At 64.7% G+C, this 22,590-nt stretch carries 21 protein-coding genes and 1 riboswitch; of the genes, 7 read left to right on the top strand and 14 right to left on the bottom strand.

Annotated features, from left to right (window positions below; all coding sequences use genetic code 11):
• Nucleotides 1–22 precede the first annotated feature (22 nt).
• Nucleotides 23–634, top strand: a complete 612-nt coding sequence (locus tag AB1286_RS09010; protein WP_430362948.1) for a DUF4337 domain-containing protein — start codon at nt 23–25, stop codon at nt 632–634.
• Between the two features lie 62 nt (nt 635–696).
• On the opposite strand, the gene AB1286_RS09005 is transcribed toward AB1286_RS09010, so the two are convergent.
• The 5 genes from AB1286_RS09005 to AB1286_RS08985 form a co-directional block, all read right to left on the bottom strand.
• Nucleotides 697–1,359: a gamma-glutamylcyclotransferase gene (locus AB1286_RS09005; RefSeq protein ID WP_430362947.1), complete on the bottom strand. Its 663-nt coding sequence runs from the start codon at nt 1,357–1,359 to the stop codon at nt 697–699.
• An 11-nt stretch (nt 1,360–1,370) separates the two neighbouring features.
• A complete protein-coding gene (gene ybeY / locus AB1286_RS09000) occupies nt 1,371–1,853 on the bottom strand; it encodes an rRNA maturation RNase YbeY (RefSeq protein ID WP_430362946.1) in 483 nt (160 codons plus the stop codon).
• A gap of 32 nt (nt 1,854–1,885) precedes the next feature.
• Entirely contained in the window at nt 1,886–2,941 is a 1,056-nt protein-coding gene (locus tag AB1286_RS08995) for a PhoH family protein (protein WP_430362945.1), read from the bottom strand.
• A 16-nt stretch (nt 2,942–2,957) separates the two neighbouring features.
• Nucleotides 2,958–4,322: a tRNA (N6-isopentenyl adenosine(37)-C2)-methylthiotransferase MiaB gene (gene miaB / locus AB1286_RS08990; RefSeq protein WP_430362944.1), complete on the bottom strand. Its 1,365-nt coding sequence runs from the start codon at nt 4,320–4,322 to the stop codon at nt 2,958–2,960.
• Between the two features lie 246 nt (nt 4,323–4,568).
• Nucleotides 4,569–5,507 carry a LysR family transcriptional regulator gene (locus AB1286_RS08985; RefSeq protein WP_430362943.1) on the bottom strand — a complete coding sequence of 313 codons (939 nt, stop codon included), beginning with the start codon at nt 5,505–5,507 and terminating at the stop codon, nt 4,569–4,571.
• A 104-nt stretch (nt 5,508–5,611) separates the two neighbouring features.
• On the opposite strand from AB1286_RS08985, the gene AB1286_RS08980 reads away from it, so the two are divergent.
• The gene (locus tag AB1286_RS08980; protein ID WP_430362942.1) at nt 5,612–6,799 is read left to right on the top strand and encodes an MFS transporter; all 1,188 of its coding nucleotides are present in this window, start codon (nt 5,612–5,614) and stop codon (nt 6,797–6,799) included.
• Between the two features lie 238 nt (nt 6,800–7,037).
• A riboswitch (FMN riboswitch) is annotated at nt 7,038–7,210 on the top strand.
• 126 nt (nt 7,211–7,336) lie between these two features.
• Entirely contained in the window at nt 7,337–8,038 is a 702-nt protein-coding gene (ribB, locus tag AB1286_RS08975) for a 3,4-dihydroxy-2-butanone-4-phosphate synthase (protein ID WP_430362941.1), read from the top strand.
• 50 nt (nt 8,039–8,088) lie between these two features.
• Here the strand turns inward: ribB and AB1286_RS08970 are convergent, their stop codons facing one another.
• The 4 genes from AB1286_RS08970 to glpD form a co-directional block, all read right to left on the bottom strand.
• Nucleotides 8,089–8,775 (bottom strand): HAD family hydrolase, encoded by a 687-nt coding sequence (locus tag AB1286_RS08970; RefSeq protein ID WP_430362940.1) that lies wholly within the window; start codon nt 8,773–8,775, stop codon nt 8,089–8,091.
• A 214-nt stretch (nt 8,776–8,989) separates the two neighbouring features.
• Nucleotides 8,990–9,697, bottom strand: coding sequence for an MIP/aquaporin family protein (locus AB1286_RS08965; RefSeq protein WP_430362939.1), 708 nt, complete (start codon nt 9,695–9,697; stop codon nt 8,990–8,992).
• Nucleotides 9,698–9,831: 134 nt separating this feature from the next.
• Complete coding sequence (gene glpK, locus AB1286_RS08960; RefSeq protein ID WP_430362938.1) at nt 9,832–11,331, bottom strand: glycerol kinase GlpK; 1,500 nt, start codon at nt 11,329–11,331, stop codon at nt 9,832–9,834.
• A gap of 107 nt (nt 11,332–11,438) precedes the next feature.
• Nucleotides 11,439–12,992, bottom strand: a complete 1,554-nt coding sequence (glpD, locus tag AB1286_RS08955) for a glycerol-3-phosphate dehydrogenase (RefSeq protein ID WP_430362937.1) — start codon at nt 12,990–12,992, stop codon at nt 11,439–11,441.
• A gap of 198 nt (nt 12,993–13,190) precedes the next feature.
• Between glpD and AB1286_RS08950 the strand changes: the two genes are divergently transcribed.
• Complete coding sequence (locus tag AB1286_RS08950) at nt 13,191–13,553, top strand: hypothetical protein (protein ID WP_430362936.1); 363 nt, start codon at nt 13,191–13,193, stop codon at nt 13,551–13,553.
• Nucleotides 13,554–13,647: 94 nt separating this feature from the next.
• On the opposite strand, the gene AB1286_RS08945 is transcribed toward AB1286_RS08950, so the two are convergent.
• Nucleotides 13,648–13,845 (bottom strand): hypothetical protein, encoded by a 198-nt coding sequence (locus tag AB1286_RS08945; RefSeq protein WP_162878202.1) that lies wholly within the window; start codon nt 13,843–13,845, stop codon nt 13,648–13,650.
• Between the two features lie 279 nt (nt 13,846–14,124).
• Nucleotides 14,125–14,910, bottom strand: a complete 786-nt coding sequence (locus tag AB1286_RS08940; RefSeq protein WP_430362935.1) for a DeoR/GlpR family DNA-binding transcription regulator — start codon at nt 14,908–14,910, stop codon at nt 14,125–14,127.
• A 96-nt stretch (nt 14,911–15,006) separates the two neighbouring features.
• Between AB1286_RS08940 and AB1286_RS08935 the strand changes: the two genes are divergently transcribed.
• The 3 genes from AB1286_RS08935 (at nt 15,007) to AB1286_RS08925 (ending at nt 18,298) form a co-directional block, all read left to right on the top strand.
• Nucleotides 15,007–16,644 (top strand): gamma-glutamyltransferase family protein, encoded by a 1,638-nt coding sequence (locus AB1286_RS08935; RefSeq protein ID WP_430362934.1) that lies wholly within the window; start codon nt 15,007–15,009, stop codon nt 16,642–16,644.
• A gap of 294 nt (nt 16,645–16,938) precedes the next feature.
• Nucleotides 16,939–17,742, top strand: coding sequence for a ferritin-like domain-containing protein (locus AB1286_RS08930; protein WP_430365021.1), 804 nt, complete (start codon nt 16,939–16,941; stop codon nt 17,740–17,742).
• Nucleotides 17,726–18,298 (top strand): hypothetical protein, encoded by a 573-nt coding sequence (locus tag AB1286_RS08925; RefSeq protein ID WP_430362933.1) that lies wholly within the window; start codon nt 17,726–17,728, stop codon nt 18,296–18,298. The genes AB1286_RS08930 and AB1286_RS08925 overlap by 17 nt, the downstream gene beginning before the upstream one ends.
• 102 nt (nt 18,299–18,400) lie before the next feature.
• On the opposite strand, the gene AB1286_RS08920 is transcribed toward AB1286_RS08925, so the two are convergent.
• The 3 genes from AB1286_RS08920 to AB1286_RS08910 form a co-directional block, all read right to left on the bottom strand.
• Entirely contained in the window at nt 18,401–20,101 is a 1,701-nt protein-coding gene (locus AB1286_RS08920; RefSeq protein WP_430362932.1) for a DEAD/DEAH box helicase, read from the bottom strand.
• Between the two features lie 196 nt (nt 20,102–20,297).
• The gene (locus tag AB1286_RS08915) at nt 20,298–21,593 is read right to left on the bottom strand and encodes a c-type cytochrome (RefSeq protein ID WP_430362931.1); all 1,296 of its coding nucleotides are present in this window, start codon (nt 21,591–21,593) and stop codon (nt 20,298–20,300) included.
• A gap of 20 nt (nt 21,594–21,613) precedes the next feature.
• A complete protein-coding gene (locus tag AB1286_RS08910; protein ID WP_430362930.1) occupies nt 21,614–22,345 on the bottom strand; it encodes a c-type cytochrome in 732 nt (243 codons plus the stop codon).
• Between the last annotated feature and the right edge of the window lie 245 nt (nt 22,346–22,590).

The raw sequence follows: 22,590 nt of genomic DNA, 5'->3' as shown, positions 1-22,590 counted from the left end.
ACACTGTTTGCGCGAAAGAAATATGTCGGAAGAGTTCGAAGTGCGCGGACCGCACGAAGAAGCGCTCGAGCATGCGGGCCACGAGCACGGCCACCATCATGAGAGTGGCGGCCATGCGCCGGCCGATCCGTTCGCGGGGCGAATTGCCGTGATGACGGCGATCCTTGCGACGGTCGGCGCCGTTTTCTCGTATCAAGGCGGTTCCACCGAAGGGCTCGCGCTCTTTTACAAGAACGAGGCGGCGATTCGCAAGACGGAAGCGGCCAACCAATGGAGCTACTACCAGGCCAAGGGCGAGAAGCAAAATCTCGCCGAATTGGGCGCCGCGCTGACGGCGGCCGATCCGAAGGCGAGCGGCAAGTTCGCCGCCGATGTCGCCAAATACACGCAACAGAAGACGGCGATCCGAGCGCAAGCGGAAGCGCTCGAGAAGTCCGTCGCGCAGGCCGACGCCGCGAGCGAGCGGCAATTGCATCTGCACCATCGCTGGGCACAAGCGACGACGCTGACGCAAATCGCCATTTCGCTCGCCGCGATTACGCTACTTACGCGTCGCCGCTGGCTGCTCGGCGCCGCGCTCGGCGTGGCCGGGCTGGGTGCCCTGGTCGGCCTGGCGGCGTTTGCGGGATATTGATGCGATGGAGGGGTGAGTTGAGCGGGGCCGCGCGGCCTCGTTCATCATCGGCGGATGCAGCGTTAAACGCAACGCCTGAGCAGCGCTTCGAGCGCGCGGTCGGGCATGCCGCACTCGCGCAACGCTTGTACGGTGCGACAGACGTAATCGAGCGTCGTGCCGTAACGGCCTCGCGCGCAGCCGAGCACTGCCTTGATTATGTCGTCCGAGAGTTTGCCCGTATAAGTCGGCACGTCGCGCCGCATGACGAACGCGAGCGCTTCGATGCGGCGTCCGTCCGCGAGCCAGCAGGGTAGCCAAGCGGGTCGATAAGAGCCCATTGGCATCTCGCGCCGCCAAAGCGCCTCTAAATGCGGGCCGGCGCCTTCGCCTTCCAGCCGGAATGCCATGCCGGTACACGAGCCGCCGCGATCGAGCGCCAATACGAGTCCGGGCTGCTCGGGCGTGCCGCGATTCACGCGCGACCACAGATAGAGCCCGCGGTGATAGCCGCGCACGCGAGCGCGAACCGTCTCCGCCGCCGGCATGCCCGGATTCCAGATCAACGAGCCATATCCGAAGAGCCAAAGGTCGCTCGCGCCGTCCCAGCGGCTCATGGTCCGTGCGAGCGATTCGGCCAACTCCGCATCGTCCAGCAGTCTCGCCTCGCCGAGCATGGGCGGGTATCCGGGGCAAACGGGACACTCGGGCGTCATGGCGGCGGGGAGCAGGGGCGTTTCGGACATCGTGGGGGCCGTTAGCGGGAGCGATCTCCATACGGATCGGCAAAACCGAGCCGCGCGAGGATTTGCGTCTCGAGCGCTTCCATTTCCTGCGCTTCGTCGTCTTCCTCGTGGTCGTAGCCTTGTGCATGAAGCGTGCCGTGCACGATCATGTGGGCATAGTGGGCGACGAGCGGCTTGCCTTGCTCGGCCGCCTCGCGCTCGATGACGGGACAGCAAAGGACGAGGTCGCCGCTGACCGGATCGTCCTCGCTCTCCGCATAGGCGAACGTCAAAACGTTCGTGGCGTAATCCTTGCCGCGATAGGTGCGGTTCAGAACGCGGCCTTCGTCGGCATCGACGAGGCGCACCGTCAACTCGCCGTCGGCCATTAGCGCGGCCTTGATCCAACTCGCCACGTTGGCGCGCGACACCGCCGCCTTATGTTCGGGGAAAGCCTTGGCGGCGGGAAACTGCAACGTCAGTTTCAGTTTCGGCGCGGGGGTCTTCTCGTTCATTCGCTGATTCGGTTTTTCGCTGCGACGAGTCGTCATCGTCCGTCGATCGGCACGACGTCGTCTTTTTTCGTGTGCTTGTCGTACGCCTCGACGATTCGGGCCACGAGCGGATGGCGCACCACGTCCGCGCTCGTAAAGCGTGTGAGCGCGATCCCACGGACGTTCGAGAGCACCTGCTGCGCTTCGATCAAACCGCTCTTGGCGCCGCGCGGCAAGTCGACCTGCGTCGTATCGCCGGTGACGACGGCCTTCGAGCCGAAGCCGATACGCGTGAGGAACATCTTCATCTGCTCGGGCGTCGTGTTCTGCGCCTCGTCGAGGATGATGAACGCGTGATTCAGCGTGCGCCCGCGCATATAAGCGAGCGGTGCGATTTCGATCATTTGCCGCTCGAACATCTTCGCGGTCTTGTCGAAGCCGAGCAGATCGTAAAGCGCGTCGTAAAGCGGGCGCAGGTACGGATCCACCTTTTGCGCGAGGTCGCCGGGCAAGAAGCCGAGGCGCTCGCCTGCCTCGACGGCCGGTCGTGTCAGCACGATGCGCTTGACCTGGTCGCGTTCGAGCGCGTCCACGGCGCAGGCCACCGCGAGATAGGTCTTGCCGGTACCCGCCGGCCCGACGCCGAATGTCACGTCGTGCGAGACGATCTGCTTCAAGTATTCGCGCTGCGCAGGCGTGCGCCCGCGTAAATCGGCGCGACGCGTGTAGAGCTTCGGCCCCAACTCCTCGACGTTTTCGTCATCGAGGCCGGCCGGTTCGTCGAACGGATGGTCGGGATCGTAGCGGCCCGATGCGGCTTCGTCTTGCGCCGCGCCCCGGTTGGCCGGATGACGCGCTTCGACGAGCGCGAGTTGGATGTCGTCGACCGACAATGGATCGCGTGCACGGTTGTAGAACGTTTCGAGCGCGCCGAGCGCGAGTTTCGCACCGCGTCCGCGGATCGAGATGCGATGGCCGCGCCGCTGCAACGTTACGTCGAGCGCCTGCTCGATTTGCCGCAAGTTTTCGTCGAGCGGCCCGCACAGGTTGGCAAGGCGCGTGTTGTCTTCGCGCGGCGCGGTGAATTCCAGGGACGGTGCGGTCTTCAAGGCGAAAGTGGGTTCCTTAAGCGAGTTCCGGCTGCGAGGCGAGTACGAGCTCGCCGCGCAGCGAATGCGGATAAGCGCGCGTGATGCGCACGTCGATCATTTGGCCGATCAGCCGAGCATGCGAGGCGACGGGAGCCGGGAAGTTCACGACTCGATTGTTCGCCGTACGGCCCGCGAGTTCGGTCGGATCCTTGCGCGCGGGGCGCTCGACCAAGATGCGCTCGACGTTGCCGACCATCGATTCGCTAATGCGCACCACGTTGGCGTCGATCGTCGCTTGCAGACGTTGCAAGCGCTCGAGCTTGACCTCGCGCGGCGTGTCGTCGGGCAGATTCGCGGCCGGCGTGCCGGGGCGGGGACTGTAGATGAACGAGAAGCTCGTGTCGTAGCTCATCTCGTGCACGAGCGCCATCGTCTTGTCGAAGTCGTCTTGCGTCTCGCCGGGGAAGCCGACGATGATGTCCGTCGAGAGCGAGAGGTCCGGGCGAATGGCGCGCAGGCGGCGGATCACCGATTTGTACTCGAGCACCGTATAGCCGCGCTTCATCGCCATCAGAATACGATCGGAGCCGTGCTGCACGGGCAGGTGCAAATGCGAGACGAGCTTGTCGACTTTCGCGTAGACGTCGATGAGGCGCTGCGTGAATTCCTTCGGGTGCGACGTCGTATAGCGGATTCGCTCGATGCCGGGAATGTCGGCGACATATTCGATCAGCGTCGCGAAATCGGCGATTTCGCCGGCGCCGGCCGTCAACGCGCCGCGATAGGCGTTCACGTTTTGGCCGAGCAACGTCACCTCGCGCACGCCCTGATCGGCCAGCCCGGCGATTTCGGTGAGGACGTCGTCGAGCGGGCGCGAGACTTCGTCGCCGCGCGTGTAGGGCACAACGCAGTAGCTGCAATATTTGCTGCACCCTTCCATGATCGACACGAACGCGCTCGGTCCGTCGATTCGCGCGGGCGGCAGATGGTCGAACTTTTCGATCTCGGGAAACGAGATGTCGACTTGCGACCGGCCGCTCGCACGGCGCGCGTCGATCATCTGCGGCAGACGGTGCAGCGTCTGCGGGCCGAAGACGAGATCGACGTACGGCGCGCGGGCGACGATCGCGGCGCCTTCCTGGCTCGCCACGCAACCGCCGACGCCGATCAGCAGATCGGGCCTCGCTTCTTTCAGCTCGCGTACGCGGCCTAGATCGGAGAAGACCTTCTCTTGCGCCTTTTCGCGCACGGAGCAGGTATTGAAGAGGATGACGTCAGCGTCTTCGGGGGAATCCGTCTTGACGAGTCCTTCGGCCGCGCCGAGTACGTCGACCATCTTGTCGGAGTCGTACTCGTTCATCTGGCAGCCAAAGGTTTTTACATAAACTTTCTTGGTCATGAAGCTCGCCGTTCGCAGTGGTTGACCTGGGGGCGCGGTAGATCGATTCGTGGAAGCCGACAACAGGCGCCGCATTGGAGGCACGGATGTCGGGGCCGCGGCCGGCGAATGTCCCGAATTGTCCCGAATCGTTCGCGCAAAAGGGGCGCGAAGCGGGATGAAATCCCAGCCGCATAACCCGACATTATAGCCGCATGGGCGTTCGCACTCGCGCAGCGTGCCGGGCGGGGGCGGAGGCGCCGCCGGTTAGAGCCGAAGCCCCGGCAAAGCCGGCCAGTCGCGCTCGACTTGCGCGAACCGCTCGATCAGAAAATCGAGCAGCGCGCGCACGCGCGGCGGGCGATAGCGATTGCGGTGAAACAGCGCATGTAGCGACGAGTCCGGCGCATACCGCCACTCGGGCAGGACGACGCGCAGGCGGCCGGCGCGTAAGTCGGCGTCGATGTCCCACAGCGACTTCAAGGCGATACCATGCCCGTCGATCGCCCAGATGCGCGTGATGGCGCCGTCGTTCGTTTCGCGAGAGGTTTCGAGCGGCACCGTATAGTCCTCGGCCGTCTCGTCCCGTATGAAGCGCCACTCGTTGAGCGACCCCGAGGCGATCGTGAGGACGATGCAGGCGAACCGCGCCAGGTCGGCCGGCGATGCGGGCTCGCCGTGCTGCTCGAGATACGCGGGCGAGGCCACGAGCACGCGCCGGTTCGATGCGAGTCGCCGCGCGATCAGCGACGTGTCCTCGCGCGGCGCGCCGAACCGGATCGCGAGGTCGATCTCGTCTTGCAGCAGATTGGAAACGGAATCGGCCAGCGTCAGTGCGAACGTCACCTCGGGATAGCGCTCGTTGAACTCGTCGAGCCAGCTCATCAGCATGGTGCGGCCGAAATCGGACGTCGTCGAAATGCGGATTTTGCCTCTGACGACGGTGCTGCCCGCCTGCAACTCGGCATCGGCGTCGTCGAGCGCTTGCAACGCGCGCATACAGTGCCGCAGGTAAAGGCGGCCTTCGTCGGTCAGGCGAAGCCGGCGCGTGGTCCGCTCGAACAGCCGGGTAGAGAGGGAGGCCTCGAGTTTGGCCAGACGCGCGCTCGCCGCTGCCGGCGTGAGGCCGAGCTTTCTGCCGGCCGCCGAAATGCCGCCTAAGCGCGCCGCTTCGACGAAAAGGCGAATATCGCCGAGTCGATCCATCGATTATTCGATTTCGTTTGAAAATGATTCAAAGACTGGGGTAATTATCAAACGATGTCGATCTCGGGACAATAGGCGCACTTCTTAATCCCCCGGATGCCGCCATGCCCATCCCGCTTATCGCCCTCGCTTTGAGCGCGTTCGCCATCGGTACGACAGAGTTCGTCATCATGGGGCTGTTGCCCGATGTCGCCCGCGATTTGTCCGTTTCCATCCCGTCGGCGGGCTTGCTCGTGTCGGGTTACGCCCTCGGCGTCGCCGCCGGCGCGCCCTTGCTCGCGGTGCTCACGAGTAAATTGCCCCGCAAAGCTGCGTTGCAGGCGCTGATGCTCGTTTTCGTCGTCGGCAACATTCTGTGCGCCCTCGCGGGGGACTATCGCATGCTGATGATCGCGCGCGTCGTGACTTCGTTCGCGCACGGATCGTTCTTCGGGATCGGGGCCGTCGTTGCCGCATCGCTCGTGCCGCGCGAAAAACAGGCGAGCGCGATCGCACTCATGTTCACGGGGCTCACGCTCGCAAACGTGCTCGGCGTGCCGTTCGGGACGTTCGTTGGACAAGCGTGGGGTTGGCGTTTGACGTTTTGGATCGTGGCCGGCCTGGGCGTGCTCTCGCTCGCGGGCATCACAGCGCTCGTGCCGAATCGGCACGACTCGGGCCCCGTGGGGCTTGCGAGCGAAGTGCGCGTGTTGAAAGAGCCGCAGGTATGGCTCGCGTTGTTGATGACCATTCTCGGCTTCGGCGGCGTGTTCGTCGTCTTCACCTATATCGCCCCGATCCTCGAGCAGATCAGCGGCTTTTCGCCGCGCGCCGTCACGTTGATCCTCGTGCTGTTCGGCGCGGGCTTGACGGTCGGCAACGTCGTCGGCGGCAAGCTGGCCGATCGCGCGCTGATGCGCTCGCTCATGGGCATCCTCGTGGCGCTGGCGCTCGTCATGGCCGTATTTGCAAAAACGAGCCATCTGCCGGTAGCCGCCGCGATCACGGTCTTCGTTTGGGGCGTCGCTGCGTTCGCCACGGTTCCGCCGCTCCAAATGCGCGTCGTCGAAAAGGCGAGCCATGCGCCGCACTTGGCGTCGACGCTCAATATCGGCGCGTTCAACGTCGGCAATGCTTTGGGCGCTTGGCTCGGCGGCGTGGCGCTGACGCACGGCGCGAAACTCGACGCGCTGCCGTGGGTTGCCGTCGCCGTCACGGTCGCGGCACTCGTGGTCACGGCCCTGGCGGCTTATCTCGACGGGCGTCGCGAGGATGCACCGGGCGCGGCCGCGCAATGCGCGTCATCCTCTTGAACGCGATGTGGGGGGCGAAGGCACGGCGATGCGATGCGATGTCGCCTAAAGCTTAGAGGCCTAGCGCTTAGGGGCCTAGAGCCTGCTCTCGGTGTCGAGCGCCGTCTAGCTCCGAAGGGCGCCTGCGCAGGCGCTCTTGCCGTTAGAGCCCGCGCGAGCGCGAGGGCCTTTGGCTGCAACGCGTTCGGGCCTCGTGTATGCTCCTTCGGGCCGGCGTAAGAGCCGGCTTTTATATCTAGTGCGTCTTCAGGGCGGGGTGCAATTCCCCACCGGCGGTATGTCGGCCATGTGCCGGCGAGCCCGCGAGCGCCCGCAAGCGAGAGCCGCCCCGGCGGCGCCCCGCGCGCGGGGTCAGCAGATCTGGTGCGATGCCAGAGCCGACGGTGAGAGTCCGGATGAAAGAAGATGCGCAGACTGCCCGCTTTGCCGCCTCGCTCGGCTCGGCATGCCTTGCCGCGTCGAGGAGGGAGGCGTTCGTGCTGTTTGCGATGCCCTGAAACGTTTTTCGCTATTTTTCTCTCGCGAGGAGCGTTTCACATGTCTCTACCCGTTTCCACGGCAATTGCCGAACTTCCCTTTCTCGATTCCGCATCGGTTCCGCCACGCATCGCCGCGGCGCTGGCCGCATTGCGCGAGGGCCGCGCCGTCGTCTTGCAAGACGATCACGACCGCGAAAACGAGGCCGATCTCATCGTCGCCGCCGAGCGTTTGAGCGTCGAGACGATGGCACTCTTGATTCGCGAGTGCAGCGGCATCGTTTGCTTGTGCTTGCCCGACGAAAAAATCCGCGCGCTCGAATTGCCGCCGATGGTCTCGCAAAACGAGAGCCGGCACGGCACCGCTTTCACCGTTTCGATCGAGGCGCGCCATGGGGTGAGCACGGGCGTCTCGGCTGCCGACCGCGTGACGACGATTCGCGCGGCCATCGCCGAAACGGCGGTGCCCGAGGACATCGTGCGCCCCGGGCATGTCTTCCCGTTGCGCGCGCGCTCGGGCGGTGTGCTCGAGCGCCGCGGCCACACCGAGGGCACGGTGGATCTGGCGGTGCTCGCGGGCTTGTCGCCGGCGGGCGTGCTGTGCGAACTCATGAACGAGGACGGCACCATGACGCGCGGCGCCGATGTCGAGCGCTTCGCCGCCAAGCACGATTTGCCGATGCTGACGATCGAGGAGCTCGTCGCCTTCCGGCAGACGCTGGCCGCCGCGCGCGAGCGCGATTGCTGCGAGAGCGAAGCCTAAGAGTAAGCGCGAGCGGCAATCGCGCGATTGCGCCGGGCGGGCGCCGGCGGCTAGGACAGCACTTGCCCGAACTCGCCGCGCAATCCGGCGGCGATCAACGCGGGCAATTGCTCCATCCGTTCGACGATGCGCGTCACGCCCAAGTTGCGCAGCACTTGCGCATAGCCTTTGGGCACGTGGCTCGCGCCGACGAACGCGATGGTCTTCATACCCGCGGCCCGAGCCGCGGACAATCCCGTCACGCTGTCTTCCACGACGAGGCATCGCTCGGGCGCGACGCCCAATTCGCGCGCCGCATGCAGATAGACATCGGGGTGGGGCTTGGGCCGGGCGACTTGCTCGGCGCTGAAAACGCGGGGACCGAAAACCTCGGCGAGCCCGACCCGCGAGAGCGACGCGGCAACGCGAGCGAGCCGGCTGTTGGAGACGACGGCCGCGGGCAGCGGCACCTGCGCGAGCGCATCGCGCACGCCCGCTACCGGCGCGAGCGCGGACTTCAGTTCTATATCTACGTCGCGCTCGACGCCGGCGAGAAAACCCTCGGGAATGGCAATCTGAAATCGTTTCTCGAGATCGGCGAGAAAGGTCGACGTACGCTGGCCGAAAGCCAGATGGGAGACGCCGCCGAAGTCGATGCTGGGGAAAGTTGCCGACAAGGCGCGTAGCAGCACCCGCTCGGCGATCACTTCACTGTCGACGAGCACGCCGTCGCAGTCGCAAATGAGATGGTCGAACATGAAGAAAATGGCGCGCGCTCGGTGGCCGGCCCAAGCCCCGTAGCGCACTTTGTTGTGTAATGAGACGCCAATGATACGGTCATTGGCGCCTTGGCGCTCTTTTTCTTCATTCGGTCCGACTATTGTGACGATCGGCCCGACTAGCCGGGCGCTGCGGGAGTCGATGCCGCGCCGGTTCTGGGTCGATGCGGCAGTAAGCCGCATCGCGTCATGCTCAATGTGCGTGCACGTACACCCACGATGCCATCGCGCCGCCCATCAGCGGACCGAACACGGGCACCCAAGCGTAGCGCCAGTCGCTGCCGCGCTTACCGGGGATCGGCAGCAGGGCGTGCATGATGCGCGGTGCGAGATCGCGCGCGGGGCTCATCGCGTAGCCCGTCGGGCCGCCGAGCGAGATGCCGATGCCGAGCACGAGCAGGCCGACCGGCAGGGCGTCGAGTGCGCCGAGGCCGACTTGCGGCGAGGCCAGATAAAGCACGCCGAGGATCAGGACGAACGTGCAGATCATCTCCGTCAACACGTTTTGCGGAATGCTGCGGATCGCGGGCGCCGTGCAGAAGCAGGCGAGCTTGATATCGGCGTCTTCCGTGGTCGAGAAGTGCTGGCGGTACGCGAGCCAAACGAGGAACGCACCGGCCATGCCGCCGAGCATCTGCGCCGTGATGTAGCCGGCCACCTTAGCCCAGGCGAACTTGCCGGCCAGCGCGAGGCTGATCGTCACGACGGGGTTCAGATGCGCGCCGCTGAACGATGCCGTCACGTAGACGGCGACGAATACGGCCATCGCCCAACCCCAGACGATGACGATGAGGTCGGCGCCCTTGCCCTTGGTGCGCGCGAGCAGCACGTTGGCGACGGCGCCGTTGCCGAGCAGCACGAGCAGGGCCGTGCCGAGGAATTCCGCGATGAGGGGTGACATGTTGGTGTGTCTCCTGGATAACTATTGTTGGTCGAGCGTTGGTCGATAGTGGTCAATGAAAGGGCGACGCCGGCGGGCGGGGCGGACGCGGCGCGGATCGCCGCGCGTGCCCGCGCTTGCCGAGTCGCGCCGAGTTATTTCGCGTCTGCCCAAGCCTTGGCGGCGTTGATCGCACGCTGCCAGCCTGCGGTGCACTGCTGGACGTCGGCCTGCTGCATCGCCGGCGTGAAGCGCCGATCGAGTTGCCATTGGCTTTCGAGCTCGCCCACGTTGTTCCAGTAGCCCACCGCCAGACCCGCGAGATAGGCGGCGCCGAGCGCCGTCGTTTCGCTGATGCGCGGACGCACGGCCGACACGCCGAGCAAGTCCGATTGGAACTGCATGAGCAGATTGTTCGCGCAGGCGCCGCCGTCCACGCGCAGCTCGCCGATCTTGATGCCCGAGTCGGCTTCCATGGCCTTGAGCACGTCGAGCGACTGATAGGCGATCGAATCGAGCGCCGCGCGCGCGATGTGCGCGCTCGTCGTGCCGCGCGTCACGCCGAACAGCGTGCCGCGAGCGCGCGGATTCCAGTGCGGCGCGCCGAGGCCCGCGAAGGCGGGTACGAGGTAGACGCCGTCGCAATGCTCGACGCTGCCTGCGAGCGCTTCGATCTCGGAGGCGCTCTTGATGATGCCGAGGCCGTCGCGCAGCCATTGCACGACCGCGCCCGCGATGAAGATGCTGCCTTCCAGCGCGTAGTTCACTTCGTTGCCGATCTTCCAGGCGAGCGTCGTGACGAGGTTGTTCTTCGACTCGATCGGCTTTTCGCCCGTGTTCATCATCAAGAAGCAGCCTGTGCCATAGGTGTTCTTGACCATGCCCGACTTCGTGCACATCTGGCCGAACAGTGCGGCTTGCTGATCGCCCGCGATACCGGCGAGCGGAATCTTCGAGGCGAAGACGGTCGTCACGGTATTGCCGTAGATCTCCGACGACGCGCGCACTTCGGGCAGCATGCTGCGCGGAATGTCGAGGGCTTCGAGCAGATCGTTATCCCATTGCATCGTGTGGATGTTGAACAGCATCGTGCGCGACGCGTTCGTGACATCGGTGATGTGCTGGGCGTGTTTCGTGAAGTTCCAGACGAGCCAGCTGTCGACGGTGCCGAACGCGAGCTTGCCTTGCTTGGCCTTTTCGCGTGCGCCGTCGACGTTGTCCAAGATCCAGCGGATCTTGGTGGCCGAGAAGTAGGCGTCGATCGGCAGGCCCGTCTTCGCGCGCACTTTCTCTTCGAGGCCTTGTGCTTTCAGTTGATCGCACAGGCCGGCGGTGCGGCGGTCTTGCCAAACGATCGCGTTATAGATCGGCTGGCCCGTTTCGCGGTCCCAGACGATCGTCGTTTCGCGTTGGTTCGTGATGCCGATGGCGGCGATCGACGTGCCGTTCAGGCCGGCGCGCGTCACGGCCTCGGCCGCGACGCCTGCTTGCGTCGACCAGATCTCTTGCGGGTCGTGCTCGACCCAACCCGGCTGCGGATAGATTTGGCGGAATTCTTTTTGTGCGACCGAGACGATGTTGCCCTTGCGGTCGAATAGCATCGCACGTGAACTCGTGGTGCCTTGGTCCAGCGCGAGGATGTATTGATCCTGCATTGTCTCTTCTCCATGTGTTGTCGTGAGGTACAGCGCCCGTCTGACGAGCGGCTCCGGGGTACTACGGGTCTTGCGGGTACTGCCAATCTCGGTCCGAGCGCCGGGCGTCAGCCCGTCAGTGCGGAAGAGGCGCGCGGCGAACTCGATACGGGTGTGTGCGCGAACCATGCGTCGATTTCGCGCTTCACCTCGTCTTTCGTGTCGGGCTTCAAGTGCAGGCCGAGTTTCGACCGGCGCCAGAGTACGTCCTGGGCATCGCGCGCCCACTCCACGTCGCGCAAATAGCGCAACTCCTGTTCGAACAAGCCCGGCGCGAATTCGCGCCCAAGCTCGGCCAGGCTCGTGGCCGCGCCGAGCACCTTGCGCGCGCGCGTGCCGTAAGCGCGTGCATAGCGCCGGGCCACGTCGGCCGGCAGCCACGGATGTTCGTTTGCGAACTTCGCCGCGAACGGTTCGAATTTCGCATGGGCGATGTCGCCGCCGGGCAGCGGCACGCGTGCCGTCCAGGGTCCCTTGGCGACCGGCACGACCGAGGCCAGGCGGTCCACGGCCTCTTCAGCGAGCTTGCGGAACGTCGTGATCTTGCCGCCGAACACGGAGAGCAGCGGCGCTTCGCCGGCGTTCGCGTCGAGTTCGAGCCGGTAATCTCGCGTGACGGCGGACGGGTTGTCGGCGCCTTCCTCTTCGAGCAAGGGGCGCACGCCTGAGTAGGTCCAGCACACGTCGGCCGGCGTGATCTTTTTCTTGAAGTACCGGTTGATCGATTCGCACAGATAGCGCGTTTCGTCCTCGTCGATGCCGACGACGGACGGATCGCCGCGATATTCGACGTCCGTGGTGCCGATCAGCGTGAACTCGCGCTCGTAGGGGATCGCGAAAATGATGCGCTTATCGGGGTTTTGGAAGATATAGGCGTGGTCGTGATCGAACAGGCGCCGCGTGACGATGTGGCTGCCTTTGACGAGCCGCACGCTGTGATGCGCGCCGCGGCCGAGCGCGTCATGCAGCAATTGCCCGACCCACGGGCCCGCCGCGTTGGCGATCGCGCCCGCGCGGACGTTGATCGACGTACCGTCTGCGCGCTGCAACTGCGCGTGCCATTCGCCGCCCGCGCGCACGGCGCTCGTCAGCTTGGTGCGGGTAAGCACGGTTGCGCCGCGCTCGCAGGCGTCCAGCGCATTGAGTACGACCAAGCGAGCGTCGTCGACCCAACCGTCCGAGTACACGAAGCCGCGCGCGATCGAATCGACGAGCGGCGCGCCGGCCGGATGGCGGCGCATGTCGATGCCGCGCGAGCCGGCCAACAGCTCCCGCCGGGCGAGATGATCGTAGAGGAACAGGCCCGCGCGAATCAGCCAGGCCGGGCGCAGGTTGGGCATATGCGGCATCACGAACCGCAGCGGCCACATGATGTGCGGCGCCGCGCGCAGCAGCGTTTCGCGCTCTTGCAACGCCTTGCGCACGAGCCCGAATTCCTTGTACTCCAAGTAGCGGAGCCCGCCATGGATGAGCTTCGTGCTCGAAGACGAGGTATGGGAGGCCAAATCGTGCTGCTCGACGAGCAGCACGGACAAGCCGCGTCCCGCGGCGTCGCGTGCGATGCCCGCGCCATTGATCCCGCCGCCCACGACGAGCAGATCGTATCGGCTGCCTTGCGTCACTTGCCCTGTCCCCTATTATGCGGATCGCCTATCGTCTAGATAAAGCAAACCTATCAATGTTCGTTTGCGAAATCTAACGAACATATTCGAAAAAGTAAAGGGCCCTTTTAGGTTTCGGATTCGAACTGCTCATGCGCTAGCCGGTGTGGCGGGTCCGCGAAGCGGCTACCATCTGGAAAACGACGAAAGAGGTGTGCGATGCGTGGATGGATGACGGCGGCGGCGTGCGCGGGGACGATGTGGCTGACGGGCTGCGCCGGTGTGCTGCCGAGCGGCTCGAGCTTCGCGACGCTGCAATCGGGATGCGGTGCCGATACGGACTATGGCGCGGACGCGCAATCGGTCTACGCGACGCTGACCGACGCCTATGTGGCGTATCGCCACCGGCGCTTATCGCAGGCCGACTACTGTGCGTTCGAGCGTGATATCGCGAGCCACTACCGCATGCGTGCGGCGGGCGGGCCGGATGCGCAGCGCGCATGGGCCGAGTACTTCAATGCGCAGCGGGTGAAGGCGATCGACTGGCGCGCGCCGATCGATCCGACATTGCGCGGAGGATAGTCGCCGGCACGGCTTCATGCCGCGCGCTTGCGCGAGGCGCAGGCGCGTCATGTCTCGCGCGCGCGCGCCCGGGAAAGCCGCAGAGCGGGCAGAGCTAGGAAAAGCGTTTGATTGCGCGAATGGCCGAGTCGCCGGACTCGGTCAGGCGCCATTGCTGGTGCCCCGAACCTAGACTCTCGAGCCGCACGAGTTGCTGCTCGAGGAGGGCGTCGAGTTCTTCACGGTCCATATCGACTTGGTTCGGAGCGTCCTTGACGAGTAGCAACGTGGCGAATTCATGCGGACTCAGCATTGTTCTCTCCATGGGCAATCGGATTGCCTCGGCAACGGATACTCGGCTACCGTGCGCTCAACCTATCGGGAGTAGGGAAGCGATCGCCTAGGCACGCGTCTCAGACACGTGCTTCGGGGAACTGGAGTGTAGTCAAGCGCCCGTTCATATCCAAATCGTCCCCTGAAAATTTTCCGTTTGACAGCGCTCGTTCGGAGAAGCGGTTCCCTTGGCGGGGCAATTTCGCGAATCTACTTTAAGTTTCGCGTGCGACGCAGCATGGAATAAGGCGCCGCGCGCTCATTCGGATCCGGCGACGTAGACTTGGGTACCGGCCGCGGCGAGCGTCTCCGTCATTTCGGGCGGCGCCGGTTGATCGGTGAACAACGCGTCGATCTGATTCAAATGGCCTTGGCGAACGAGGGCGGGGCGGCCGAATTTCGAATGGTCGGCAGCCAGGAAGACGGTGCGCGCGTGCTCGATGATCGCTTCCGCCACACGCACCTCGCGGGTGTCGAAATCGCGCAGCGTGCCGTCGAGCTCGATGCTCGAGGTGCCGATGATCGCGAAGTCGACCTTGAATTGACGGATGAACTCGATCGCCAGTTCGCCTACGATGCCTTTATCCCAGGGGCGAACGATGCCGCCCGTCACGAGCACCTCGCACTCGGGATACCCGCTCATCATGTTGGCGACGTTCAGGTTGTTCGTGATGACGCGCAGGCCCCGGTGGCGGTTCAGGGCGCGCGCGACTTCCTCGGTCGTGGTGCCGAGGTTGATGAAGAGCGACGCCTGGTCGGGAATATGCGTGGCGACGAGCGTGGCAATGCGGCGCTTTTCGTCATGGAACATGCGTTGACGGGCCGTATAGGAGACGTTCTCCGAGCTCGTCGGCAAGCTGGCGCCGCCGTGGTAGCGGCGCAGCAGGTTCATGTCGGAAAGCCAGTTCACGTCGCGCCGAATGGTTTGCGGCGTCACGGCGAAGTGCGAGGCCAAGTCGTCGACCGTCACGAAGCCGTCGCGCTGCACCCAATCGAGCAATTCCTGTTGGCGGGCGTTCAAGCTCAAACGGGGGTCTCGGCTCATGGCGTACGTCGGCAGGGCAGTCAAAGGAAAGCTATTGTAAAACCTTCGCGCATCCCGCTTTTGACGAAAGAAACGTTTTCACAGCGAGAATACGACATGAACCGCTTCGACTGGCACAACCCCTATCCCACCCCGCGTCTGCCGGTATTCGCCCGCAACGTGGTCTCGACCTCGCACCCGCTCGCGGCCCAGGCGGGCTTGCGGGTGCTCTGGCAAGGGGGCAATGCGGTCGACGCCGCAATCGCGGCAGCGGCCACGTTGACGGTTGTGGAGCCCGTCTCCTGCGGGCTCGGCGGCGATGCGTTCGCACTCGTCTGGGACGGTACGAAGCTGCACGGGCTCAATGCATCGGGCGTGGCGCCGGCGGCTTGGAGTCCCGAGTACTTCAAGCAGCGGCACGGCGAAGCCGGGGGCCTCGCCCGGCAACCGAAGCGTGGCTGGGATACGGTGACGGTGCCCGGCGTCGTTGCCGGCTGGGAGGCGCTGCACGCGAAATTCGGCCTCTTGCCGTTCGGCGATTTGATGGTGAGCGCGATCGACATCGCCGAGCGCGGCCATGCCGTGGCGAGCATCGTCGCGCAAAAATGGGCCGCGGCCGTGCCCGAATTGCAAAATCAACCGGGTTTTGCCGGCACGTTCATGCCGCACGGACGCGCGCCGCTCGTAAGCGAACTCGTCCGTTTGCCCGACCATGCGCACACGTTGCGGCTATTGGCGGCGAAAGGGCCGCGAACGTTCTATGAGGGCGAGCCGGCCGAGCGTATCGCCGCCTATGCGCGCGAGGGCGGCGGGGCCATGACGGCCGACGATCTGGCTGCGTACCGGCCGCTGTGGGTGGAGCCGATCGGCAAAGCGTACCGAGGCTACACGGTCCACGAAATTCCGCCGAACGGCCAGGGCATTGCGGCGCTGATCGCACTAGGGATTCTCGAACGATTCGATCTGCGCGCATTGCCGCGCGATGCCGTCGATTCGCAGCACCTGCAAATCGAGGCCATGAAGCTTGCGTTCGCCGACGTCTACCGCTACGTGGCCGATCCTCGCGCCATGGAGGTGACGCCCGAACAGATGCTCGACGAAGCCTACCTGGCGTCGCGCGCCGCGTTGATCGATCCCAAGCGCGCGACGCATTTCGACTTCGGTTTGCCCCCGGCGGGCGGCACTATCTACCTCACGTGCGCCGACGAGCGCGGGATGATGGTGAGCTTTATCCAATCGAATTACATGGGATTCGGCTCGGGCGTGGTCGTGCCGGGCACGGGCATCGCGCTGCAAAACCGCGGCTGCGGCTTTTCGATGGATCCGCGTTCGCCGAACGTCGTATTGGGCGGCAAGCGGCCGTTTCACACGATCATTCCGGCGTTCGTGACCGAGCGCATCGACGGCAGGCAAGTGCCCGTCATGAGCTTCGGCGTGATGGGCGGCGACATGCAACCGCAGGGACATCTGCAATCCATCGTGCGTATGCTCGACTACGGCCAGCAGCCGCAGGCGGCTTGCGACGCGCCGCGTTGGAAGGTCAATCGCGACTTCACGCTCGATATCGAATCGACGTTCGATCGCGGCGTCGCCCATGCGCTCGAAGCACGTGGCCATCGGATCAAGGCGATCGACGATCCTTATATGGATTTCGGTTCGGGGCAATACATTTGGAAGTTGTCGCACGACGAGCCCGAAAGGGGGTACGTCGCGGCGAGCGACACGCGGCGCGACGGATTGGCGGCCGGGTTCTGAGCGGGCCCATTTGTAATATCTCGTAATTCGAATCTATCTTCAAAATAGACGGTAATGCGTTCGTTTCTCCCGTTCGCGGCGTTTTCGGAACCGTCCTTGCTCATGACGGTCTGTGCACTGTGAAAGCAGTTTCGCGGGACTCCGGCTAAGATCCGGAGATATAAGTTCAACGACATTCAACGTACCGCATCTCGCCATCCGCAACGGCTTTTGCGCGTGGACATGCCGCGCAATGCGGATGAACGGATGCGGTTTTTGGAGCGCAACGTCATGACTATCGACTCCGGCCATGTGATGCCTTGGCGCATCGAAGATATCGACCTCACTCGCATCGACCGGCAGCGTGCCGCGGCAAACGAGGACTTGTTGTTGTTGCTGTGCGCGGCTTCCTTCATCGAGAGCGGCACCGATCTTTATACGAGCAATCTGACCGCCTATTTCCAGGGCGATCCGGAAGTGTCGGCCTGGTTGAACGGCGAATGGGAGCCGGAAGAGCTCCAGCACGGCCGAGCGCTGAAAGCGTATATCGCATACGTTTGGCCAGAATTCGATTGGGACACGGCTTTTCGGAACTTCTTCGACGAGTATTCCAAGACATGCTCCGTGGAAGAGTTCGAGAAGACGCGCGCGCTCGAAATGGTTGCGCGTTGCGTCGTGGAAACGGGCACGGCCACGCTGTACCGCGCCATCAACGAATGCTCTGACGAACCCGTGCTCAAAGAGCTCACCGACCATATCCGCAGCGACGAAGTGCGCCATTACAAGCACTTTTTCAAGTACTTCAAAAAGTACAACTTAATCGAAGGCAATGGACGGCTTGCCGTGCTCGGCGCGCTGATGCGCCGCGTGATGGAAATCAAGAGCGAGGATTCCGAGATCGCGCTGCGTCATGTGTTCGCGATCCGGTACCCGGAACGGGTCCACGATTCCGCTTACAACCGCGAACGGGCGGCGCGAATCAATTCGCTCGTGCGGCGTAATTTGTCGGCCGACATGTGCGTGAAGATGCTGCTCAAACCGCTCGATATTCCCGCGCGCCTTCAGTCCGGCGTCCACTATCCGCTCGCGAAGGTCGCTCAGCATGTCTTCTTCCGCTGAGCCCGCGGCGCGCGCGCTCGATCAGCTCACGTACGACGAATGGCCGAGCACGTTGCGGGCGCTGTTCGACGGCACCGCGTTGACGTCCAAAGCCGGCTTTACGGCGTCGCTGATCACGTGCGATGCCGGAGGGCATCTGCGTACGTCGCTGCTCGGCATCGGCGAGCTCTATGCTCCCGACTCGCGCTCGATCGCGTTCGCGTTGTGGCCGAGCTCGCGCGCCGCGCGTACGCTCACGAGCTCGAGCGGCGATCCGCGACGGCTGCGCGCACAAGCTGCGCTCACGTTCGTGCACGAGGAGGCGTTCCACCAAGTGCAGTTGGCGGTGGAGCCGTTGCGCAGCGATGAGGCGGGAGCCGGTTGCGGCCTTGCGCTCTTCGCCGCCTCGATCGAGGCGGGCGAAGCGCAGCGCGTCGGGTATGCGCGCCTGACGGGCGGCATTACCTTTGAGCTCGCGGGCACGGTGCCGGAGCGGCAGTCCGTGTTCTCGCGATGGGAACGCCAAGTCGATGCGCTGCGCGAAGCGGCGAATCGTCGGTCGCTAGAGGGCGATTGATCGATTGATCGGTTGATCGTCTAAGAGACGGTAGGTCGGCAAGCCGGTTATCTGCGGCTTGCCGTTGCACTTCGCGTTGAACCTCCGGCTCGGTGCCGGCGATCAGCCGCGCTGTGCACCGCGGTTCGGTCCGCCGCTGCGGGGCTTGCCGCCCAACAGCGCACCCGGGTCGTTTTGCCGGCGGTGACGATCCGCCTGCCCGGCCGGTGCCTCGCCCGCATTGCGGCGCGGTGCTTCGCCGCGCTCTTGCCCGCTTGCGCGAGTGGGTTGTTGCCCTTGCCCCTGCGGCTGCTGGGGGCGACCTTGCGGCTTGCCCTGCGATTGCGGACGGCCTTGGCCCTGCGGTTTGGCTTGGCCTTGCGGTTTGGCCTGGCCTTGCGGCTTGGCTTGGCCCTGCGGTTTGCCCTGACCCCGGCCCTGAGCTTGTCCTTGCGGTTTGCCTTGGGGCTGCGACGTCTTCACCGGTTGCGCTGCCGGCTTGGCGGCGCGACCGGGCTGCCCGTTCGATGGCTGTCCGTCGCGGCGAGCCGCGGTGGGCCGCGATGCCGGTTGGCCCGTCTGAGTGCGGGCGTTGTGCTTCGACTGCTCGGTCGCCCGCGGCTGACGGCCCGCGTTGCCTTGCCCTCGACGCTGTTGGATCGGCTCGGGCTTGGCGTTCGGATCCGGTTCGAAGCCCGCGATCACTTCCTGCTCGATCGTCCGCTTAATCAGCTTTTCGATGTCCTTGAGCAGCTGCTTTTCATCGACGCAGACAAGCGACACCGCCTCGCCCGTCGCGCCCGCGCGTCCCGTGCGGCCGATTCGGTGCACGTAGTCTTCCGGTACGTTGGGCAGATCGAAGTTGACGACGTGAGGCAGTTGATCGATATCGATGCCGCGCGCCGCGATGTCGGTCGCGACGAGTACTTGCAGCGTTCCGTCCTTGAATTCGGCCAGGGCCCGCGTGCGCGCCGATTGGCTCTTGTTGCCGTGAATCGCGAGCGCGCTGATGCCATCCTTCGTCAGTTGCTCCGCCAGGCGGTTGGCGCCGTGCTTCGTCCGCGTGAAGACGAGCACTTGGAACCAGTTGTGCTGACGGATCAGATGCGTGAGCAACTCGCGCTTGCGGTCGCGATCGACCGGATGGATCTTTTGCGCGACGAGTTCGGTCGTCGTGTTGCGGCGTGCGACTTCGATGAGCGCCGGCGTGTCGAGCAAGCCGTCGGCCAACGCTTTGATTTCGTCGGAGAACGTGGCCGAGAACAGCAGGTTTTGCCGCTTTGCGGGCAAGCGCGCGAGCACGCGTTTGATGTCGTGGATGAAACCCATGTCGAGCATGCGGTCGGCTTCGTCGAGCACGAGAATTTCGAGGCCCGAGACGTCGATCGTCTTTTGCTGCATGTGGTCGAGCAAGCGGCCCGGCGTCGCGACGACGATGTCCACGCCGCGCTTCAGTGCATCGATTTGCGGGTTGATGCCCACGCCGCCGAAGAGCACGGTCGATTTGAGCTTCAAATATTTGCCGTAAGCGCGCACGCTTTCTTCGACTTGCGCGGCGAGTTCGCGCGTCGGCGTAAGCACGAGCGCGCGCACCATGCGCTTGCCGCTGGCGCCCGCGGGCGCCGGCGCGGTGCTCAAGCGCTGCAAGATCGGCAGCGTGAAGCCGGCCGTCTTACCGGTGCCCGTTTGAGCGCCGGCGAGCAAATCCCCGCCGCACAGTACGGCAGGGATGGCTTGTTGCTGAATCGGCGTCGGCGACGTATAGCCGAGCTCGTGAACGGCTCGCACCAACGCTTCGGACAAGCCCAGGGAATCGAATGACATAACGTTTCTTTGCAATGCGGTGAGGCGGCCGCCGCTCGTCTTGCGCGCAAGCTGGACGTGCGCGCGTGCGAGTTCGAGCGCTCGTGGCGCCCGTGGGCCGCTTGGGTCCTGGCGCGGCAGGTCGGCCGACGCCGGAAATGAGAAAGGGCGCGGCCGCGGTTGCCCGCGTGGCCGCGCCCCCTGAAGGGTTATGCAATTAGTCGAGCGGCGCGGAGCGCAGATCGCTCACTTGCTGCGGCGACACCGGCGTACCGTGGTTGCCCCACGACATCCGAATGTACGTGACGACCGCCGCGACTTCCTCGTTCGACAGCGATTGCGCGAACGGCGGCATGCCGTACGGATGCGGGTTGCCGACCGTGCTCGGGGGATAACCGCCGTTCAGTACCATGCGGATCGGGTTGACGGCCGACGGCATCTGAATCGACTGATTGTTCGCGAGCGGCGGGTAGGCCGGCGGCTTGCCCAAGCCGTTCTCCGCGTGGCACTTCGCGCAGGCGTCGGCGTAGATCTTCTTACCCGTTTGCAGCAACTCGTCGCCGAACTTCTCCGACGTTTCGTACTGCATCGTCTCCGGCGCTTCGTGCTTCTGCGGGATCGTCTTCAGATACGTCGCCATCGCACGAACGTCGTCGTCCGACATGTACTGCAAGCTGTTGTGCACGACTTCGGCCATCGGACCGAACACCGCGCCGCGCTGCGACACGCCGTTCTTGAGCAGATCGCCGATGTCTTTCGTATCCCAATCGCCGAGACCCGCTTCCTTGTTCGAGGTGAGCGACGGGGCGTACCAGTTTTGCAGCGGAATCAAGCCGCCTGCAAACGCCGACGAATTCACCGGGCCGCCCATCAGGTTGATCGACGTGTGGCACATCGTGCAGTGGCCGAGGCCTTCGACGAGATACGCACCGCGGTTCCACTCGACCGATTTCGTCGGATCGTCCTTGTACGTGCCTTCACGGAAGAACAGCGTACGCCAGCCGATCAGCAGATTGCGGTTGTTGAACGGGAAGCGCAGCTCGTGCGGACGGCTCGGTACGGCAACCGGCGGTACCGAGCGCAGGTACGCGTAGATCGCGTCCGAATCGGCACGCGTGACCTTCGTGTAGCTGGCGAACGGGAACGCCGGATAGAGCAGGCTGCCGTCCTTCGAGCGGCCCGTATGCAGCGCGCGGTAGAAGTCGTCCGAAGACCACTTGCCGATGCCGTTTTGGTCGTCGGGCGTGATGTTCGGCGTGTACAGCGTGCCGAACGGCGTCGCCATCGGCAGACCGCCCGCGAATTGCTGACCGCCGCGCACCGTGTGGCACGCGATACAGTCGCCGGCGCGGGCGAGGTATTCGCCGCGCTTGATCAGCGCGGCTTGATCGGCCGGCGTTGCCGCTTCGGCCGAGCCGTTGTGCAGATTGTCGCTGCCCGACCAGAGGACGGGCACGAGCGCGGCGGCGGCAACGACCAGCGCCGACAGAGCGAACAGGGACTTGCGTTTCATAACTGTGTCTCTCCTCGCGCTTACTGTGGTTCGCTACCGCAGGCAAGCGGAGTCTTCATCGAGCGGGCCGGAGCCGGAACCGGATTGGACGGGGCGGGTTGCGTCGACAGCCAGGCCGCGACGGCGGTTACGTCGGCGTCGGTCAGGCGCGAAGCGACTTCGTGCATGCAATCGGGCGCGATCGCGTGGCGCGTACCCGAGCGCCATGCGCCGAGCTGCGCGCTGATGTAATCGCTATGCAGGCCGACGAGACCCGGAATCGCGGGTTCCATACCCGTGAGTCCCTTGCCGTGGCAGGCCGCGCAAGCGGGAATGTTGTGGGCCGAGTCGCCGTTCAGGACGATCTGCTTGCCGCGTGCGAGCACGTCGTTCGAGACGGTCGGCTTGGCCGGCGTCGGGTATGGCGGACGTTGCTCGGAGAAGTAGGTGGCGATCTGGCGCAGGTAGTCGTCCGAGAGGTACGTGACGAGGTAGTTCATCGGCGGGTACTTGCGCCGGCCCTCACGGAAGTTCTCGAGCTGGTTGTACAAGTACTGCGCCGGCTTGCCCGCGAGACGCGGGAAGTAGTCGTTGTCGGTACCTTGGCCGTGCGAACCGTGGCAGGCCGTGCAACCTTGCACGCGCTGCTCCATCGTGTCGGGGGCCTGGGGCTGACTCTGCGCTTGCGCCGCGCTGTAGACACCGGCACTGCCAATCAAGAGAAGGGCGAGTAGCGGGCGAAAAATGCGTCTGGAAGACACGCGTAACTCCATCGTTATCGGGGACCTACCGGGCTGCGATCGGCTCGGTATGGCTTTGGGGCTTGGTATTGACTGTTCGATGCGCGATGTTGCAGCGGTCGCGGCAGGCGGGCTGCCGGCTGGGCCGCGCGGGCCGAGCCAGGCGCTGCGACGCAGCATTCTATCATCGATGGGGGGCTGAGGCTATTTACCGCAACCGCCGGGAATCCGTCCGTGGGCGACGGCGTGACAATTTGCCGCGCGTAAAGCAGTCGCGG

The organism is Trinickia sp. NRRL B-1857 (assembly GCF_050470685.1).
GTDB lineage: Bacteria > Pseudomonadota > Gammaproteobacteria > Burkholderiales > Burkholderiaceae > Trinickia.
The sequence above is the reverse complement of the archived record's forward strand: the minus strand, read 5'-3'. Positions and strand labels throughout refer to the sequence as shown.

Excerpts from the sequence above, each read along its gene's own strand:
- AB1286_RS09010 (WP_430362948.1), top strand. The coding sequence starts at position 23 with ATGTCGGAAGAGTTCGAAGTGCGCGGACCGCACGAAGAAGCGCTCGAG.
- AB1286_RS09005 (WP_430362947.1), bottom strand. The coding sequence starts at position 1,359 with ATGTCCGAAACGCCCCTGCTCCCCGCCGCCATGACGCCCGAGTGTCCC.
- ybeY (WP_430362946.1), bottom strand. The coding sequence starts at position 1,853 with ATGAACGAGAAGACCCCCGCGCCGAAACTGAAACTGACGTTGCAGTTT.
- miaB (WP_430362944.1), bottom strand. The coding sequence starts at position 4,322 with ATGACCAAGAAAGTTTATGTAAAAACCTTTGGCTGCCAGATGAACGAG.
- AB1286_RS08985 (WP_430362943.1), bottom strand. The coding sequence starts at position 5,507 with ATGGATCGACTCGGCGATATTCGCCTTTTCGTCGAAGCGGCGCGCTTA.
- AB1286_RS08980 (WP_430362942.1), top strand. The coding sequence starts at position 5,612 with ATGCCCATCCCGCTTATCGCCCTCGCTTTGAGCGCGTTCGCCATCGGT.
- ribB (WP_430362941.1), top strand. The coding sequence starts at position 7,337 with ATGTCTCTACCCGTTTCCACGGCAATTGCCGAACTTCCCTTTCTCGAT.
- AB1286_RS08970 (WP_430362940.1), bottom strand. The coding sequence starts at position 8,775 with ATGTTCGACCATCTCATTTGCGACTGCGACGGCGTGCTCGTCGACAGT.
- AB1286_RS08965 (WP_430362939.1), bottom strand. The coding sequence starts at position 9,697 with ATGTCACCCCTCATCGCGGAATTCCTCGGCACGGCCCTGCTCGTGCTG.
- glpK (WP_430362938.1), bottom strand. The coding sequence starts at position 11,331 with ATGCAGGATCAATACATCCTCGCGCTGGACCAAGGCACCACGAGTTCA.
- AB1286_RS08950 (WP_430362936.1), top strand. The coding sequence starts at position 13,191 with ATGCGTGGATGGATGACGGCGGCGGCGTGCGCGGGGACGATGTGGCTG.
- AB1286_RS08945 (WP_162878202.1), bottom strand. The coding sequence starts at position 13,845 with ATGCTGAGTCCGCATGAATTCGCCACGTTGCTACTCGTCAAGGACGCT.
- AB1286_RS08940 (WP_430362935.1), bottom strand. The coding sequence starts at position 14,910 with ATGAGCCGAGACCCCCGTTTGAGCTTGAACGCCCGCCAACAGGAATTG.
- AB1286_RS08935 (WP_430362934.1), top strand. The coding sequence starts at position 15,007 with ATGAACCGCTTCGACTGGCACAACCCCTATCCCACCCCGCGTCTGCCG.
- AB1286_RS08930 (WP_430365021.1), top strand. The coding sequence starts at position 16,939 with ATGCCTTGGCGCATCGAAGATATCGACCTCACTCGCATCGACCGGCAG.
- AB1286_RS08925 (WP_430362933.1), top strand. The coding sequence starts at position 17,726 with ATGTCTTCTTCCGCTGAGCCCGCGGCGCGCGCGCTCGATCAGCTCACG.
- AB1286_RS08920 (WP_430362932.1), bottom strand. The coding sequence starts at position 20,101 with ATGTCATTCGATTCCCTGGGCTTGTCCGAAGCGTTGGTGCGAGCCGTT.
- AB1286_RS08915 (WP_430362931.1), bottom strand. The coding sequence starts at position 21,593 with ATGAAACGCAAGTCCCTGTTCGCTCTGTCGGCGCTGGTCGTTGCCGCC.
- AB1286_RS08910 (WP_430362930.1), bottom strand. The coding sequence starts at position 22,345 with ATGGAGTTACGCGTGTCTTCCAGACGCATTTTTCGCCCGCTACTCGCC.